At 73.5% G+C, this 16,416-nt stretch carries 15 protein-coding genes; 7 read left to right on the plus strand and 8 right to left on the minus strand.

Annotated elements, in window-relative coordinates:
• The first annotated feature begins 195 nt into the window (after nucleotides 1-195).
• Nucleotides 196-1,476, plus strand: a complete 1,281-nt coding sequence (locus ABT014_RS23520) for a hypothetical protein (RefSeq protein ID WP_350640999.1) — start codon at nucleotides 196-198, stop codon at nucleotides 1,474-1,476.
• 72 nt (nucleotides 1,477-1,548) lie between these two features.
• On the opposite strand, the gene ABT014_RS23525 is transcribed toward ABT014_RS23520, so the two are convergent.
• Complete coding sequence (locus ABT014_RS23525; RefSeq protein WP_350641000.1) at nucleotides 1,549-2,931, minus strand: glycine--tRNA ligase; 1,383 nt, start codon at nucleotides 2,929-2,931, stop codon at nucleotides 1,549-1,551.
• A 242-nt stretch (nucleotides 2,932-3,173) separates the two neighbouring features.
• Between ABT014_RS23525 and ABT014_RS23530 the strand changes: the two genes are divergently transcribed.
• From ABT014_RS23530 to ABT014_RS23545, 4 genes are read left to right on the plus strand one after another with little or no spacing between them, the layout of a single operon-like run.
• Nucleotides 3,174-4,121, plus strand: coding sequence for a metal ABC transporter substrate-binding protein (locus tag ABT014_RS23530; RefSeq protein WP_350641001.1), 948 nt, complete (start codon nucleotides 3,174-3,176; stop codon nucleotides 4,119-4,121).
• A 13-nt stretch (nucleotides 4,122-4,134) separates the two neighbouring features.
• Nucleotides 4,135-4,959 (plus strand): metal ABC transporter ATP-binding protein, encoded by an 825-nt coding sequence (locus ABT014_RS23535; RefSeq protein ID WP_350641002.1) that lies wholly within the window; start codon nucleotides 4,135-4,137, stop codon nucleotides 4,957-4,959.
• Nucleotides 4,959-5,879: a metal ABC transporter permease gene (locus ABT014_RS23540; RefSeq protein ID WP_350641041.1), complete on the plus strand. Its 921-nt coding sequence runs from the start codon at nucleotides 4,959-4,961 to the stop codon at nucleotides 5,877-5,879. The genes ABT014_RS23535 and ABT014_RS23540 overlap by 1 nt, the downstream gene beginning before the upstream one ends.
• Nucleotides 5,880-5,914: 35 nt before the next feature.
• Complete coding sequence (locus ABT014_RS23545; protein ID WP_350641003.1) at nucleotides 5,915-6,325, plus strand: Fur family transcriptional regulator; 411 nt, start codon at nucleotides 5,915-5,917, stop codon at nucleotides 6,323-6,325.
• Between the two features lie 82 nt (nucleotides 6,326-6,407).
• Here ABT014_RS23545 and ABT014_RS23550 read toward each other — a convergent pair whose 3' ends face one another.
• The 4 genes from ABT014_RS23550 to leuA all read right to left on the minus strand — a co-directional run bounded on the left by ABT014_RS23550 (nucleotide 6,408) and on the right by leuA (nucleotide 10,989).
• On the minus strand, nucleotides 6,408-7,265 hold the full coding sequence (locus ABT014_RS23550; RefSeq protein ID WP_350641004.1) for an isoprenyl transferase: 858 nt from the start codon (nucleotides 7,263-7,265) through the stop codon (nucleotides 6,408-6,410).
• A gap of 2 nt (nucleotides 7,266-7,267) precedes the next feature.
• Nucleotides 7,268-8,014: a DNA repair protein RecO gene (recO, locus tag ABT014_RS23555; RefSeq protein WP_350641005.1), complete on the minus strand. Its 747-nt coding sequence runs from the start codon at nucleotides 8,012-8,014 to the stop codon at nucleotides 7,268-7,270.
• A gap of 302 nt (nucleotides 8,015-8,316) precedes the next feature.
• Entirely contained in the window at nucleotides 8,317-8,982 is a 666-nt protein-coding gene (locus tag ABT014_RS23560) for a TerB family tellurite resistance protein (RefSeq protein WP_350641007.1), read from the minus strand.
• A gap of 225 nt (nucleotides 8,983-9,207) precedes the next feature.
• Entirely contained in the window at nucleotides 9,208-10,989 is a 1,782-nt protein-coding gene (gene leuA / locus ABT014_RS23565) for a 2-isopropylmalate synthase (RefSeq protein ID WP_350641009.1), read from the minus strand.
• Nucleotides 10,990-11,319: 330 nt separating this feature from the next.
• On the opposite strand from leuA, the gene ABT014_RS23570 reads away from it, so the two are divergent.
• Nucleotides 11,320-12,339 carry a M4 family metallopeptidase gene (locus ABT014_RS23570; protein WP_350641010.1) on the plus strand — a complete coding sequence of 340 codons (1,020 nt, stop codon included), beginning with the start codon at nucleotides 11,320-11,322 and terminating at the stop codon, nucleotides 12,337-12,339.
• 77 nt (nucleotides 12,340-12,416) lie between these two features.
• Nucleotides 12,417-12,683, plus strand: a complete 267-nt coding sequence (locus ABT014_RS23575; RefSeq protein ID WP_350641011.1) for a protealysin inhibitor emfourin — start codon at nucleotides 12,417-12,419, stop codon at nucleotides 12,681-12,683.
• Between the two features lie 7 nt (nucleotides 12,684-12,690).
• Here ABT014_RS23575 and ABT014_RS23580 read toward each other — a convergent pair whose 3' ends face one another.
• From ABT014_RS23580 to ABT014_RS23590, 3 genes are read right to left on the minus strand one after another with little or no spacing between them, the layout of a single operon-like run.
• On the minus strand, nucleotides 12,691-13,524 hold the full coding sequence (locus ABT014_RS23580) for a phosphate ABC transporter ATP-binding protein (protein ID WP_350641012.1): 834 nt from the start codon (nucleotides 13,522-13,524) through the stop codon (nucleotides 12,691-12,693).
• Nucleotides 13,525-13,553: 29 nt separating this feature from the next.
• On the minus strand, nucleotides 13,554-14,534 hold the full coding sequence (locus tag ABT014_RS23585) for a sortase domain-containing protein (RefSeq protein WP_350641013.1): 981 nt from the start codon (nucleotides 14,532-14,534) through the stop codon (nucleotides 13,554-13,556).
• Nucleotides 14,531-16,279, minus strand: coding sequence for a hypothetical protein (locus tag ABT014_RS23590; RefSeq protein ID WP_350641014.1), 1,749 nt, complete (start codon nucleotides 16,277-16,279; stop codon nucleotides 14,531-14,533). The genes ABT014_RS23585 and ABT014_RS23590 overlap by 4 nt, the downstream gene beginning before the upstream one ends.
• Nucleotides 16,280-16,416 lie beyond the last annotated feature (137 nt).

Raw genomic sequence — 16,416 nt, forward strand, 5'->3', positions numbered from 1 at the left:
GGCCCCGCCCGCCCCTCCCCACCTGCGGCTTCTCCCACCGACCAACCCCAGCAGGCCAGTTGGGACACTCCCAGCCGTAAGGGCATCGTCTCCTGCCCGTAACCCGCCTGCCGTATCGGCGGGTGAGGATGGCGGGCAGGCATGGCCCGGGGGCGGGGCAGGAGTCGTCCGGGCGGAGAGGGCGGGTCGGACACGATGACAGTCCAGGAGCTGGGCCCCACGGCGGCGGAGGTCGAGACGGTGCGGGCCGAACTCGGCGAGCTGCTGCGCGCCCGGCAGTACGCCGCGCTGCGCGAACGGCGGCTGGCCGAGGCGGTCCGCGCGGCGCCCGCGCCGGCCGAGGACCTGCTGCGGCAGCTGGACCGGGCCCGGCAGGCGCGGGCGGAGCTCGGCGAGCGGTGCCGGCAGTGGCAGGACCGGCTGCGACTGCTCGCCGAACGGGAGCAGCCGGCGGATCCACCCGCGGCCCGGCCCACCGGCGCACGGCGCCCGACCGGCCACGGGCAGGACGAACGGTGGGGCGACCGGCAGGACGAGCGGTGGGACCAGCGGCGGGACGACCGCGCGGACGACCTGCGGGCACCGGCACCCGCCTCGGCCACCGCTCCCCCGATCGCCGAACCCACCGCCACCGCGCCCCCGATCCCCGAGGCCGCCGAGGCCACCGCAGCCGCGGCCGCGCCGGGCACCGCCGCACCGGCCGCCGGCCCGCGCCCGCGCAGCGCCGAGGAGCTCACCGCGCTCGCCGGCCTGATCGCCGACCTGCACCGCAGGGGCTCCGGCACCGAGTCCGCCGCCCTGGTCGCCCGCGCCGCCCTCGCCCTCGCGCCCGCCGACGTGGTCCGGCTCGCGACCCGGCTGCACGCCGCCGGCCCGGCCGGGGCGGCCGGCTACCTGGCCCGGACCACCGCGGGCGGACCGGCCGTTCAGGCCGTCGGCACCCTGGCCGGGCTCCGGGAGGCCGGCCTGGTGGAGGAGGCGGCGGACCTGTTCCACCTGCTGCGGGCCACGCCCGCCGAGCGGCTGCCGGAGCTGCTGGCCGCCCTGGAGGAGGCCGGGCAGAGCGCGGACGCGCAGACCCTGCTGTGGGAGTGGGGCTCCGCCTCCGCCGTCGAACTCGCCCGGCTCGCCGAGCAGTTGTCCACCGCGGGCCGGTCCGCCGACAGCCGGGCGCTGCTGCGCCAGGCCGCCGGGCGCCCGATCGCGGAGGTCGCCGAGGTGTGCCTGGAGCTGACCGGCGAGCCGGCGGTGGCCCTGGTCACCGAGGTGGTCCGACTGCGGTCGGCCACCGGACTCGGCGAGTTCGGCCGGGCCGTGCGGCACGACCCCGTGCGGTACGAGGCCCTGCTCGGCGCGATCGCCGCGCTGGACGAGAGCGCGACCCGCACCGCGCTGGCCGCGCTGCGCACGGCGGGGCTGCCCACCGAACGGGCCGGCCGGGCCGCGGGCCGCCGCCGCGCCTGGGGTCGCGGCTGAGCCGCATCGACCGGAAACGCCGGACGGCCCCCACCGCGCAGTGCGGTGGGGGCCGTGGCAAGGGTCGGCGGCTCAGCAGCCGATCAGGCGCGCCCCGAGGTAGGACTTCACCTGGTCGAGCGACACGCGCTCCTGCGCCATGGTGTCGCGCTCGCGGATGGTCACCGCGTTGTCCTCGAGGGTGTCGAAGTCGACCGTGACGCAGAACGGCGTACCGATCTCGTCCTGGCGGCGGTAGCGCTTGCCGATGGCGCCGGCGTCGTCGAACTCGACGTTCCACGCGGTGCGCAGGTCGGCGGCCAGGCCGCGGGCCTTCGGGGACAGGTCGGCGTTGCGCGACAGCGGGAGCACCGCGACCTTGACCGGGGCCAGCCGCGGGTCGAGCCGCATGCCGACGCGCTTCTCCATGACGCCCTTGGCGTTGGGCGCCTCGTCCTCGAAGTAGGCGTCCAGCAGGAAGGCCAGCATCGCGCGGTTGAGACCGGCGGCCGGCTCGATGACGTACGGGAAGTACCGCTCGCCGGACTCCTGGTCGAAGTAGCGCAGGTCCTTGCCGGAGTGCTCGCTGTGCACCGTGAGGTCGTAGTCGGTGCGGTTGGCGATGCCCTCGAGCTCGGAGAACTCGGTGCCGCCGAAGTTGAAGCGGTACTCGATGTCCACGGTGCGCTTGGCGTAGTGGGAGAGCTTCTCCTTCGGGTGCTCGAAGAAGCGCATGTTCTCGGTCCGCAGGCCGAGGTCGACGTACCAGTCCCAGCGCTGCTGGAGCCAGTACTCGTGCCACTGGTCGTCCTCGCCCGGCTTGACGAAGAACTCCATCTCCATCTGCTCGAACTCGCGGGTGCGGAAGATGAAGTTGCCGGGGGTGATCTCGTTGCGGAAGCTCTTGCCGGTCTGGGCGATGCCGAACGGCGGCTTGCGGCGCGAGGTGGTCTGGACGGCGCTGAAGTTGGTGAAGATGCCCTGCGCGGTCTCCGGGCGCAGGTAGGCCAGGCCGCCCGCGTCCTCGGTGACGCCCAGGTGCGTCTTCAGCATGCCCGAGAACTCCTTGGGCTCCGTGAAGGCGCCCTTGTTGCCGCAGTTCGGGCAGTTGATGTCGGCGAGGCCGTTGGCGGGCAGCCGGTTGTGCTTGGCCTCATACGCCTCTTCCAGGTGGTCGGCGCGGAAGCGCTTGTGACAGGAGAGGCACTCGGTCAGCGGGTCGTTGAACGTCGCCACGTGACCGGAGGCCTCCCAGACCTCGCGGGCCAGGATCACCGAGGAGTCGAGACCGACGACGTCCTCGCGAGCGTGGACCATCGTCCGCCACCACTGGCGCTTGATGTTCTCCTTGAGCTCGACACCCAGTGGTCCGTAGTCCCAGGCGGCGCGCGTACCTCCGTAGATCTCGCTGCAGGGATAGACGAAGCCACGGCGCTTGCTCAGGCTGACGATGGTGTCGATCTTGTCGGCGGCCACAGTGCTCTCTTCAGTACGACGGCACGGTCAAGGCGCGGCTGGTTGCACGCACCCGAATACCTCAGGCTACCGGGCGAGCGGGGCCCGCTGTCACACCGGTTTCGACGCGCCCGCACCGCGCCGGTGACGCACCCCCGCCCCCGCACCGGCCGCCGGGGCCGCCGACCTCGCACATTCGTTCCGCACGATCAGCCAATCGGGTGAGTTGACAATCATTTCCACTCAAGATGAGAATGGTTGTCATGACGACCCGACGCACCTCCATAGCCTTCGCCGTCACCGCAGCCACCGCCGCCCTGCTGCTCTCGGGCTGCGGCGGCAGCTCCAGCGCCGCCGACGGTGACGGCCGGATGAAGGTGGTGGCGTCGTTCTACCCGATGGAGTTCCTCGCCCGGCAGATCGGCGGCGACCACGTCCGGGTCACCGGCCTCACCGCCGCCGGGGTCGAACCCCACGACCTGGAGCTCAAGGCCAAGCAGGTCGGCGCGGTGCAGAGCGCCGACGCCGTGGTCTACCTCAAGGGCCTGCAGCCGAGCGTCGACAAGGCCGTCGCCGGCACCCACTCCCAGCACGTGGTCGACGCCACCGCGGCCTCGCCGCTGGTCGACCACCACCTGGACGAGGGCGGCGAGGAGGGCGGCGAGGAGGCCCACGCGCACGGCGGCGCCACCGGCGACCCGCACATCTGGCTCGACCCGACCCGGTACGCGGCCGTCGCCCGCAGCGTCGGCGCCGAGTTCGCCGCGGCCGACCCGGCGCACGCCGCGGACTACCAGCACAACACCGACGACATGGTGGCCCGGCTGACCGCGCTGGACACCGAGTTCCGGGACGGCCTGAAGGACGTCCGCGGCAAGACCTTCGTCACCAGCCACGCCGCCTTCGGCTACCTCGCCGACCACTACGGCCTGGAGCAGGTCGCGATCAACGGCGTCGACCCGGAGGCCGAGCCCACCCCGGCCCGCCTGTCCGCCATCCAGCAGGCCGCCCGGGAGCACGGTGTCACCACGATCTTCTTCGAGACCCTGGTCGACCCTCGGCTGGCCACCACCGTCGCCAAGGACCTCGGCTTGAAGACCGCCGTGCTCGACCCGATCGAGGGCGTCAAGGACCCGGCGAGCACGGACTACTTCTCGGTCATGAAGCAGAACCTCACCAACCTGCAGGCCGCGCTCGGCGCCACCAGCTGAGGGGGAACCACCCATGAGCACCGTCATCTCCGAAGCGGTCGACCCCGGGCCGGCCGGCCATTCCGGCGAGGCCGCCGGCCCGGCCGCCGTCCGGCTCACCGACGCCACCGCCGCGCTCGGCGGGCGACCCGTCCTGCGCGGCATCGACCTCTCCGTCCGGCAGGGCGAGGTGGTCGCGCTGCTCGGCGCCAACGGCTCCGGCAAGTCGACCACCGTCAAGGCCGTGATCGGCGCCGTGCCGCTCCAGCGCGGCAGCCTCGAACTGTTCGGCACCCCGTACCCGCGGTTCCGGGCCTGGCAGCGGATCGGCTACGTGCCGCAGCGCACCACCGCCGCCGGCGGCGTCCCCGCCACGGTCCGCGAGGTGGTCTCCACCGGCCGGCTGCCGCAGCACCGGCTGCTGCCCTTCCGCCGCCGTGACCGCGACGCGGTGGACCGGGCCCTGGCCGCCGTCGGCATGCTCGACCGCGCCTCGGACGGAGTCGCCGGGCTCTCCGGCGGCCAGCACCAGCGGGTGCTGATCGCCCGGGCCCTGGTCGGCGAGCCCGACCTGCTGATCATGGACGAGCCGATGGCCGGGGTGGACCTGGACAGCCAGCAGGTGCTGGCCGACACCCTGCGCAGCGAGGTGGCCCGCGGCACCGCCGTGCTGCTGGTGCTGCACGAACTCGGCCCGCTGGAACCGCTGATCGACCGGGCCGTGGTGCTCCGGGACGGCTGCGTGGCGCACGACGGGCCGCCGCCGCGCGGGGTCGGCCAGCACGCACTGCCCGGCCACGACCACGTGCATCCGCACGCCGACGACCACCACCTGAGCAACCCGGGGCTGCTGTCATGATCGAGATGCTCCAGTTCGACTTCATGCAGCGGGCCTTGATCGCCGCCGTCCTGGTCGGGGTGACCGCGCCCTCGGTCGGCATCTACCTGGTGCAGCGCCGGCAGGCCCTGATGGGCGACGGAATCGGGCACGTCGCGCTCACCGGCGTCGGCCTCGGCTTCGTCTTCCAGACCAGCCCGGTCTGGATGGCCGTGCTGGTCTGCGTGCTCGGCGCGATCGTCATGGAGCTGGTCCGCTCGCGCGGCAACCAGCGCGGCGACATCGCCCTCGCGATGCTCTTCTACGGCGGCATGGCCTGCGGAAAGCTGCTGGTCAGCCTCAGCCCGCAGGCCGGCAGCAGCAGCCTGGAGAGCTACCTGTGGGGCTCCATCCTGACCGTCTCGGCGAGCGACCTGTGGGTGATCGGCGCCCTGGCCGCCGTGGTGGTGGTCGTCACGGTGGGCCTGCGCCGGCAGCTGTTCGCGGTCTGCCAGGACGAGGAGTTCGCCCGGGTCACCGGCATCCCGGTGCGGCTGCTCAACCTGCTGCTCGCGATCACCGCCGCGGTCACCGTCACGGTGGCCATGCGGGTGGTGGGCCTGCTGCTGGTCAGCGCCCTGATGGTGGTCCCGGTGGCCGCCGCCCAGCAGCTCACCCGGTCGTTCGCCGCCACCCAGGCGGCCGCCGTCGGGCTCGGCATCGGGGTGGCCGTGCTCGGGGTGGCCGGCTCGTACCAGGCGGACGTGCCGTCAGGCCCGGCCATCGTGCTGCTGGCCATCGCGGCGTTCGCGGTGCTCAGCGCGGTCGCCGCCCCGCTGGCCCGGCGCCGGCACCGGGCGGAGCCCTCCGCGGGGCCCGCGGTGTGCGACGTGGTGCTCCCCGGGCAGGCGGACGGGAGCCGTACGGACGCCCCGCTGCCCAGTACGGGGCTGGCACAATGAGGTGCGACAGCACCCGACCACCAGGAGGACTCACGGTGACCACCGCAGGCCCGTCGCCGCGCGCGCGATCGACTCGGCAGCGAGCCGCCGTCTCGGCGGTCCTGGACGAGATCGAGGACTTCCGCAGCGCGCAGGAGCTGCACGACATGCTCAAGCACCGGGGCGACTCGGTGGGGCTGACGACCGTGTACCGCACCCTCCAGTCGCTCGCCGACGCGGGTGAGGTGGACGTGCTGCGCACCGCGGACGGCGAGGCCGTCTACCGCCGGTGCAGCAGCGGGCACCACCACCACCTGGTCTGCCGTCAGTGCGGTGCCACGGTCGAGGTCGAGGGGCCCGCCGTCGAGCGCTGGGCCAACGCGGTCGCCGCCGAGCACGGTTTCAGCGACATCGCGCACACCCTGGAGATCTTCGGCACCTGCGCCGCGTGCGCCAAGAAGGCCTGAGCGCGGACAAACGGTACGGGGCGGGGCCCGGGTTCCGATGAACCCGGGCCCCGCCCCGTTCGCGTGCGCGTGTGCGGTCCGGTCAGCGCTGGGCCGGGAACCCGGGGGTCTCGGCCTCCTCGGCCTCCTCGGCCTCGACCGCGTTCGGGATCGCCCCGCCGAAGCGGCGGTCGCGCCGCGCGTACTCCTCGCAGGCCCGCCACAGGTCGCGGCGGTCGAAGTCCGGCCAGAGCACGTCCTGGAACACGAACTCGGCGTACGCGGACTGCCAGGCCAGGAAGTTGGAGCTGCGCTGCTCGCCGCTGGGGCGCAGGAAGAGGTCCACGTCCGGCATGTCCGGGTAGTACAGGTACTTGGCGAAGGTCTTCTCGGTGACCTTCTTCGGGTCCAACCGGCCGGCCGCCACGTCCCGGGCAATGGCCTGGGCGGCGTCCGCGATCTCGGCCCGGCCGCCGTAGTTGACGCAGAAGTACAGCGTCATCGCGTCGTTGTCCTTGGTCTGCTCCTGGGCGACCTGGAGCTCCTGGACGACGCTCTTCCACATCTTCGGCATCCGGCCGGCCCAGCGGATCCGGATGCCCAGCTCGTCCATCTCGTCACGGCGGCGGCGGATCACGTCCCGGTTGAAGTTCATCAGGAACTTCACCTCGTCCGGGCTGCGCTTCCAGTTCTCGGTGGAGAAGGCGTAGAGCGAGAGGTTCTTGACGCCGATCTCCAGGCAGCCCTTGAGGACGTCCAGCACGACCGCCTCGCCGACCTTGTGGCCCTCGGTGCGGGGCAGGCCGCGCTCCTTGGCCCAGCGGCCGTTGCCGTCCATCACGCAGGCGACGTGGTTGGGCACCAGCTCGCCCGGGAGCTTGGGCGGCCTGGCGCCGCTCGGGTGCGGGGCGGGCGTGATGTAGTCCCGCTTCTTGCTGCCGAACAGCCGTCGCGCTGCCATGCTCACTTCTCCACGTATCTCATCGAGCGGATGCCCCGCTCCAGGTGCCACTGCAGATAGGCGGCCACCAGCCCGCTGCCCTCACGCCAGTACCGGGGATCGCAGTTGTCCGCCGCCTGCCAGTCCCCCGACAGCAGCGCGCCCAGCAGTACCAGTGTCTCAGGGGAGGGTACGGCACTTCCGGGAACCCGGCAGTCCACGCACAGCACCCCGCCCGCCTGGAGCGAGAAGAACCGGTTGGGGCCCGGCAGTCCGCACTTGGCGCAGTCGGTGAAGCTGGCCCCGTAGCCGTTCACGGCGAGCGAGCGCAGCAGGAAGGCGTCCATCACCAGGTGCGAGCGGTGCAGCCCGGCGGCCAGCGTGCGCAGGCCGCCGACCAGCAGCAGGTACTGCTGGACGGCCGGTTCGCCCTCGTTCTCGGCGAACCGCTCGGCCGTCTCCAGCATCGCGGTGCCGGCGGTGTAGCGGCCGTAGTCGCCGACGATCGGACCGCCGTAGGGGGCGATCGTCTCCACCTGGGTGCACAGCGGCAGGGTGCGGCCGACCAGGTCGCTGCCGCGGCTGAAGAACTGCACGTCGACGTGGGAGAACGGCTCCAGCCGGGCGCCGAACTTCGACTTGGTCTTGCGGACGCCGCGGGCGACCGCGCGGACCTTGCCGTGGTGGCGGGTCAGCAGGGTGATGATCCGGTCGGCCTCGCCGAGCTTCTGGGTGCGCAGCACCACGCCGTCGTCGCGGAACAGGCTCATGCCAGGGCTCGCCGGCGACGGTCGGACAGTGTGGACATCCCACCATTGTCGCGCAGAACCGGGGTGACTCGGCCCGCGACCGCCCGATCCGGCGGCCGGCCCGGGGGCGGGCAGCCGTGTGCCCGCACCCGGGCCCGTGGGGGGGTCGGCCCGTAGCGGTGCGGGACACGGCGGGCCCGGAGGGGGGTCGGGCCCGGCCTGGGAGGTCGGTGCGGGTGGAGCGGGCCGGGCGTGGGGGGTGCCTCGGTGCCGGGTGCGGGGATGCGTCGGTGCGGGGGTGGGTCGGTGCGGGGGTGCGTGCGTCAGTGCGGGGTGCGGGTGGCCGCGGCGAGGAGTGCGCCGACCTGGTGGTCGGAGAGCTTCAGGCAGCGCCCGATCACGGCCAGCGCGGCCCGCTCCTGCGGGAGGTAGCGGCCGTCCGCCAGGGCGATCAGGGCGCCCTGCAGCAGCAGGCGCTCGCGGCCCTGCTGGGCGAGGTGCGGGGCGAGCGGCTCCAGCGCGGCGTGCAGTTCGACGGCGAGGCCGCTGCCGACCCCGTCCACGTCCAGCGGCTCGCCGCCGGCGTGGCCGGAGAGCGCTGCCAGGGCGGCCAGCACCTGGGCCTCGCCGCAGTCCTCGAAGCCGGCCTCGCGGATCACCGCGCAGGCCGCGTCCCGCCCGGCCCGGCCGGCGGTGCCGCCGGCCGCCAGCGCGGCCAGCGCGACCGTGTACTGGGCGTCGCGCAGCATCGCGGCCAGCCGGACGCAGGTGAGTTGGTCCAGGGTCTCGGTGCCGTACCGGCCGTGGCAGGAGGTGCACTGCACGCTGCCGAGCACCGGCCCGAGCGGCAGCACCGGTGTGCCGAGCAGCCGCAGCCACCGCCGGCCGTGCTGCCGGCGGTAGTTGCGGTCCCCGCCGCAGCCCGGGCAGAAGAACTCACCGAGGACGTCCGTCCGCCACCGAGGGCGAACACCCCACAACCCTGTCACGGTGCCACTCCCCAGACATGGCAGGCGGCCTGCGCATCAATGGGCAGGTCACGCGACCGGACACCGGGGACGTCCCACCGACCCCGTTTCCGGTGCGTCGATGTTGCCACGGTTACCGGCACGTGTCAGCACCCCGAACGAGTGCCGATGGGAAAATTTGTGACGCGCGCCACACCCGAAAGAGGTGTGACGCGCGTCAACCGGGCCGGTCGCCCCTCGTACGAACTACCCGCGCTGCGCGCGGTTGACGGCGCTCACCATGGCCTTCAGCGAGGCCAGCACGGTGTTGGAGTCGATCCCCACGCCCCACAGCACCTTGCCGTCCACCGCGCACTCGACGTACGCCGCGGCCTGGGCGTCGCCGCCCTCGCTCAGCGCGTGCTCGGCGTAGTCCAGCACCCGGACGTCCACGCCGATCCGGGCCAGCGCGTCGCCGAAGGCGGAGACCGGGCCGTTGCCGGTACCGGTCAGGGTGACCGGCACGCCGTCCACCTGCGCCTCGGTGGTCAGCGCGTCCCGGCCGTCCTCGGTGGTCAGGCTGCGCGAGCCGCCCAGCTGGATCCGGCCCCACGGGTTGGCCGGGGTGGGCAGGTACTCGTCCTGGAAGACCGACCAGATCGCGGCCGGGGTGACCTCGCCGCCCTCGGCGTCGGTCTTGGCCTGGATGATCCGGGAGAACTCGATCTGCATCCGGCGCGGCAGGTCCAGCTTGTGGTCGTTCTTCAGCACGTAGGCGATGCCGCCCTTGCCGGACTGGCTGTTGACCCGGATGACCGCCTCGTAGGACCGGCCGACGTCCTTGGGGTCGATCGGCAGGTACGGAACGCCCCAGGTGTACTCGGAGACCGGTACGCCCGCGGCGGCGGCGTCCGCCTCCAGGGCGTCGAAGCCCTTCTTGATCGCGTCCTGGTGCGAGCCGGAGAACGAGGTGTAGACCAGGTCGCCGGCGTACGGGTGGCGCTCGGGGACCACCATCTGGTTGCAGTACTCGTAGGTGCGGCGGATCTCGTCGATGTCGGAGAAGTCGATCATCGGGTCGACGCCCTGCGAGAACAGGTTCATCCCGACGTTGACCAGGTCCAGGTTGCCGGTGCGCTCGCCCTGGCCGAACAGGCAGCCCTCGACCCGGTCGGCGCCGGCCATGATGGCCAGTTCGGCGGAGGCGACGCCGGTGCCGCGGTCGTTGTGCGGGTGCGCGGACAGTGCGACGAACTCGCGGCGGGACAGGTTCCGCGACATCCACTCGATCTTGTCGGCGTAGACGTTCGGGGTGGAACGCTCGACCGTGGTGGGCAGGTTCAGGATGATCTCGCGGCCCTCGCCGGGCTGCCAGACGTCCATCACCGACTCGCAGACCTCCAGCGCGAAGTCCAGCTCGGTGTCGATGAAGATCTCCGGCGAGTACTCGTAGCCGAAGACGGTCTCCTCGCCCAGCAGCTTCTCGCCGTACTCCATCACCAGCCGGGTGCCGTCCACCGCGATCTGGCGGATGTCGTCCTTGGAGCCCTTGAAGACCACCCGGCGGAACAGCGGCGAGGTCGCGTTGTACAGGTGGACGGTGGCCCGGTGGGCACCGACCAGGGACTCCACGGTGCGCTCGATCAGGTCCTCGCGGGCCTGGGTCAGCACCGAGATGGTGACGTCCTCCGGGATCGCCCCCTCCTCGATGATCGAGCGGACGAAGTCGAAGTCGGTGGCGCCGGAGGACGGGAAGCCGACCTCGATCTCCTTGTAGCCCAGCGTGACCAGCAGGTCGAACATCTTGCGCTTGCGGGCCGGGGACATCGGGTCGATCAGCGCCTGGTTGCCGTCCCGCAGGTCGGTGGACAGCCAGCGCGGGGCCTGGGTGATGACCTTGCCGGGCCAGGTGCGGTCCGGCAGGTCCACGGCCCCGAAGGGGACGTAGCGCCCGAACGGCATGCCGGAGGGCTTCTGCTGCACGGTGGCGGCCGTGACCGGGGTGGGACGGTCGATGAACGCGCGAGCGATGGAGGACTGCTCAGTCATGGGTGAGACTCTCGGCTTCCGAAGTCGATTGCGGGCTGGGTCGGGGCGGTGGACACCCGACCGGGCCGACTACTGCGCCGCATCGAACAGCATCACGGACGGATGCCTGGGCACAGCACAGTCCCCGCGGCGAGGGAGCCGGCCTTCTGTGGATCTAGAGGCCCTCGCCGCGGCAGCTAAGAAGAAGCAGCCCGTAACGCATGATGCAGCCCAGCGTAACCCAGGCTCCGGGGCGCACGAAGTGAACCGCACCACGATTCCACCCCTTGAGACGCGACGTCGCCGCGCGCGATGGTGACAAGAAGTCATGAATGCGTCACTCTTGGCAACATGACTGCCGCTGCCCGCCGTTGCACCATCGTCCCGCCCTTCGTCCTCGACCGACTCGCCGAACAGGGGCACGAGGCCGCCCGCAGGTCCCTCGCGCTGGACACCCTGCACCGCGACAACCGGCTGGCCACCGCCCTGGCCACCGCCGCCCCGGCCCACCACCTGACCCGCACCATCGGCGACGCCCGGCACAGCCAGCGGCTGCCCGGGCGCACCGTGCGGATCGAGGGCGGCGCCGCCACCCCGGACGCCACCGTCAACCGCGCCTACGACGGCCTGGGCGCCACCTTCGCGCTCTACGAGCAGGTCTACGGCCGGCACTCGATCGACGGTGCCTGGCTACCGCTGGACGCGACCGTGCACTACGGGCGCGACTACGACAACGCCTTCTGGGACGGCAACCGCATGGTCTTCGGGGACGGAGACGGCGTGATCTTCGTCGACTTCACCTCCTGCCTGGACGTGATCGGCCACGAACTCGCCCACGGCGTCACCCAGTACAGCGCCGGGCTGGACTACCAGGGGCAGTCCGGCGCGCTCAACGAGTCGCTCTCCGACGTGTTCGGCTCGCTGGTCAAGCAGTACGCCGCCGGCCAGAGCGCCGACCAGGCCGACTGGCTGATCGGCGCCGGCCTGCTCGCCCCGGGCGTGCACGGGGTGGCGCTGCGGTCGATGAAGGACCCGGGCACCGCGTACGACGACGAGCGGCTCGGCAAGGACCCGCAGCCCGCCCACATGGACGACTACGTGGACACCGCCGACGACAACGGCGGGGTGCACATCAACTCCGGCATCCCCAACCACGCGTTCTACCAGCTGGCCACCGCCCTCGGCGGCTCGGCCTGGGAGCGCGCCGGGCAGATCTGGTACGACACCGTCACCGGGGGAACACTCGCCCACGACAGCGACTTCACCGCCTTCGCCCGGGCCACCGTGGCCGCCGGCCGGGCCCGCTACGACGACACCGTGGCCAACACGGTCACCGCCGCCTGGTCCGAGGTGGGGATCAGCACCAGCTGAACCGCCGCCCGCCGCCGGCGCGCGGAGTCTGTGAAAACCCTCGGCAAAACGCACCACCGGGTAGCAGACTGACGACCATGCGTATCCAGGTGACCCGGACCGGCGGCTTCGCCGGTCGCGTCCAGCGTGCGGAGCTGGACACCGCCGAGCGCCGCGACGCACCGCACGTCCACGCGCTCGCGCGCGAGGCGGTGGCCGGCGGGCTGCGCACGCCCTCCTACGGCGTGCCGGACGGCTTCCACTACGAGATCGTCGTGGACGGCCGCACGGTCTACTGCGCGGACCCCAAACTGACCGACTCCCAACAGGAGTTGGTCAGTCTGGTGCTGCGCGAGGGCGAGTAGCGGCGGGTCAGCCGAACCGCCCGTTCACGTAGTCGGCGGTCCGGCTGTCCTGCGGCGCGCCGAACATCGCCCCGGTGGGGCCGTGTTCCACGATCGCGCCCGGGGTGCCCTGCTCGGCCAGGAAGAAGGCGCAGCGGTCGGAGACCCGCTGGGCCTGCTGCATGTTGTGGGTGACGATCACGATGGTGACCTCGTGCACCAGCTCGCGGACGGTCTGCTCGATCCGCCGGGTGGAGGTCGGGTCCAGGGCCGAGCAGGGCTCGTCCATCAGCAGCACCTTGGGGCGCACCGCCAGCGAGCGGGCGATGCACAGGCGTTGCTGCTGGCCGCCGGAGAGCGCCCCGCCGGGCTGCCGCAGCCGGTCCGCGACCTCCCGCCACAGGCCGGCCTTGGTCAGGCACTCCTCGACCAGCTGGTCCTTCTCCGGCCGGGAGGCCCGGATGCCGGTGAGCCGCAGGCCCGCCACCACGTTGTCGTAGATCGACATCGCCGGGAACGGGTTGGGCTTCTGGAACACCATGCCGATGTCCCGGCGGGCCGCGGTGAGCCTGCGCTCGGGCGCGTAGATGTCGCCGCCGTCCAGCAGCACCTCGCCGGCCAGGGTGGCACCGGGGATCAGCTCGTGCATCCGGTTGAGGGTGCGCAGGAAGGTCGACTTGCCGCAGCCCGAGGGCCCGATCAGGGCCGTCACCTGCCCGGCGGGCATGGTCAGCGACACCTGCTCCAGCACCTTGCGCGGGCCGAACCAGGCCGACACGGCCCGGGCCTCCAAGGTCCCGGCCGGGCTCGCCGCGGCGGGGAGGACTGCGGTGGCCGTGCGGGCCTGCTCGACGCTGGTCATCCTGCTCTCCTTCGGGTGGTGGTGGTCGGTCAGATCAGGTTGGGGAGCAGTTGGGCGACCTGGTCGGCCACCGCGAGGCCGAGCACGGCCAGCACCGGCACCCCGACGGCCCAGGACTGCACCCGGCCCCAGCGCATCCAGCCCACCGCGAGGGCGAGGGCGGCCAGCAGCAGCGCCTCGCCCCAGAGCACCAGCGGGACCCAGGCCCCGCCGTCGGTGCCCATCGCCCGCTCGGCGGCGGGCAGCGCGTCGGCGGTCAGCGGGCGGGGGTTGGCGGGCAGCACGTCGTCCTCGGTGTCGGCGGCGTCGAGCAGGTCGGCGTCGACCAGCAGGGTGCCGGAGGGGGCGTACAGCGGGCCGTCGCCGGTGATCAGGACCAGCCGGGACCAGCCGGCGCGCAGCGGCGCGGGCACCGGGTCGCCGGCCCGGCGGACCGCGATCACCCGGAAGTGCCGGCTGCCCTGGCCGGTGGTGACGGTGAAGGTCTCCCCGGTGCGCAGGTTGCGCAGGGCGCCGAACGGGCCGCCGAAGCCGGCCTGCCGGCCGAGCAGCACGCTGGTGCCGGCCTGGCCGGGCATCGGGGTGTCCCGGCGGTGGCCGGGGCCGGACTCCAGCACTCCCCCGGTGGTGCCCTCGCGCACCACCTCGCGCAGGCCCAGCTGGGGGATCTCCAGCAGCGCGACCGGGGTGCCCGGGACGACCGGCCGGCCGTCCTTGTCGAGCTGTCCGATCGCGGTGGTGCCGGTGGCGAGGGTGGCCCGCAGGTCGGCGTAGCCGGTCTCGTGGTCGCGCAGGTGCCGCAGCCCGCCGAGCGGTCCGAGGTCGAGCAGCAGGCCGAACAGCAGCGCGGCCGTGATCGCCAGTGCGGCGCCGATCAGTTGGGGCCGGTCGGGCAGCAGCCGGTGCCCGACCGGGCGGCCGGGGGCGGGGGTCGGCGGCGGGGCGTACGGGTCGGGCGGGGCGGGCGGGTCGGGCGGGGCGGGCGGGGTGGGCAGCGTGGTGAGGCTCATGCGGCACGCTCCGCGGCATCGGCCGGAGCCACAGCTGCAGCCGGCGCGGGACCGGCGGCGGGACGGGCGGCCGGGCGCAGCCGGCGGCGCAGCGGCGGGAGTGCCACCCAGCCGATCAGCAGCAGTCCGCCGCCGATCGCCGGCCAGGAGCCGATGCCCGGGCCGGACCCGGCCGGCCGGGCCGCGGCCTGCCCGGCGGCCGGCGCCGGGGCGGTGGCGGCGCCGCCCTTGGCGGGGTCGAGGGCGGCCTGGTGGATGGCGCCCTCGGGTGCCACCGCGGCGGTCTGCCAGGTGGTGGGCGAGGTGAAGGTCAGCACCCCGGAGAACTCCCGCAGCGGCGCCGGGTTGACCTTGGCCCGGCAGGTCGCGGTGATGGTGTAGGCGCCGTGCAGGGCGCCGGCGCCGCTGCGGTTGGCGACCACCCGCAGGGTGTTGCTGAGCGGCAGCACGTACCCGCCGCCGGCGGCCTGCCGGTAGGCGCCGGCGGCCACCGTGCCGGCCAGCGGGGCGCCTTCGGGCGGGAATCCCTCGCCGGTGATCCGCATGCTCAGGTAGTCGCCCGGCCCGGGGCAGGGGCCGGAGGTGAGCAGGTCGACGGAGTCGTCGTCGTGGCCGGCCGGGTAGTCGAAGGCGAGGGTGCCGGTGTCGGCGGCCGTGGCGGCGGGCGCCCCGGTGAGCTGGCCGGCCGTCAGCAGGGCGAGCAGCAGCAGGCCGACCGCGACCGGGGTGGCGGCGCCGGCCGGCCGGGGTGCGAGCGCGGCGAGCCGGGCCCGGCGGCGCCGGCCGCGCCACCACTGACCGCCGCCGAGCGCGAGCGGGAGCAGCACGGCGAGCAGCGCCCACGGGATGCCGGCGTAGCGCTGCTTGTGCACGGTGCTGGTGAGGCCCGGGTCGCGGTCGCCGCCGATCGGCAGCGGGTCGACGGTGATGCCGGCGGTGCCGAGAAAGGTGGGGTACGCGCCGGAGACCTCCACCGCGTACGAGACGGTGTTGCCCGGCAGGAGCTCCTGGAGGTCGGCGGGGGCCGAGCCGGTCGCGGTCGAGCCGAACAGGTTGGTGACCCGGACGGCCTGGTGGCCGCCGAGCCGGACGTTGCCGGTGTTGCGCACGGTGTAGCGCACGGTGGTGCGGCCGGTGCCGAGCGGGTTGGCGCTGGGGTGGTAGGCGACCCGGGTGTCCTCGACGGCGAGTGCGGCCCGCAGCTCGCCCGCCACCCGGACGTTGACCCGGGCGCCGACCCGCTGGTCGACGGTGACGGGGTTGCCCTGGGCGTCCTTGCTCTCCTGGCGCAGCGCGGCCACGATGCCGGCCGGGTGGTCCCCGGGGGCGGCGTCGGCGGGCACGGCCAGGGTGAACGGGACGATCTGGCGGCTGCGGGCGGGCAGCGTGAGGGTGTCGGCCGCGGCCTTCAGCCAGGTGCCGGCCTGGGTGGAGGGGCGGCCCTCGGGCAGCACGTCGTAGCCGCCGGAGTCGGTGTTGAAGGCGTCGGCCGGGTAGAGCCGCAGGGTGAGCGGCTGGTCACCGTAGTTCCACAGCGCCAGGTGGTCCTTGACCACGGCGCCGGGGGTGGCCTGGTAGGAGAAGGTGCCCCGGGAGTCCGGTTCGGTGGCTCCGGCGGGCTGGATGCCGAAGGTCTGGGCCTGCGGGCCCTCGGCGGGTGCCGACTCCTGGGCGGCGTACGCGCCGTGGGCACCCGGCAGCAGGAGCAGCAGGACGGGGACAAGGGCCAGGAGCCATCGGCGCATCGGCGTCGTCATCCTCGGGGCAGGTTCGGGTGGGTGGGGCGGTCGGACGCCCCGGCCTGCGGGCGGTGCGCCCGGTCGTCGCCGACCGGTGCGCTGCCATCAGGCCAGGGCGGTCCGACCGCCGGGTTGCGTCGGGG

The organism is Kitasatospora sp. NPDC094015 (assembly GCF_040304075.1).
Lineage (GTDB): Bacteria > Actinomycetota > Actinomycetes > Streptomycetales > Streptomycetaceae > Kitasatospora.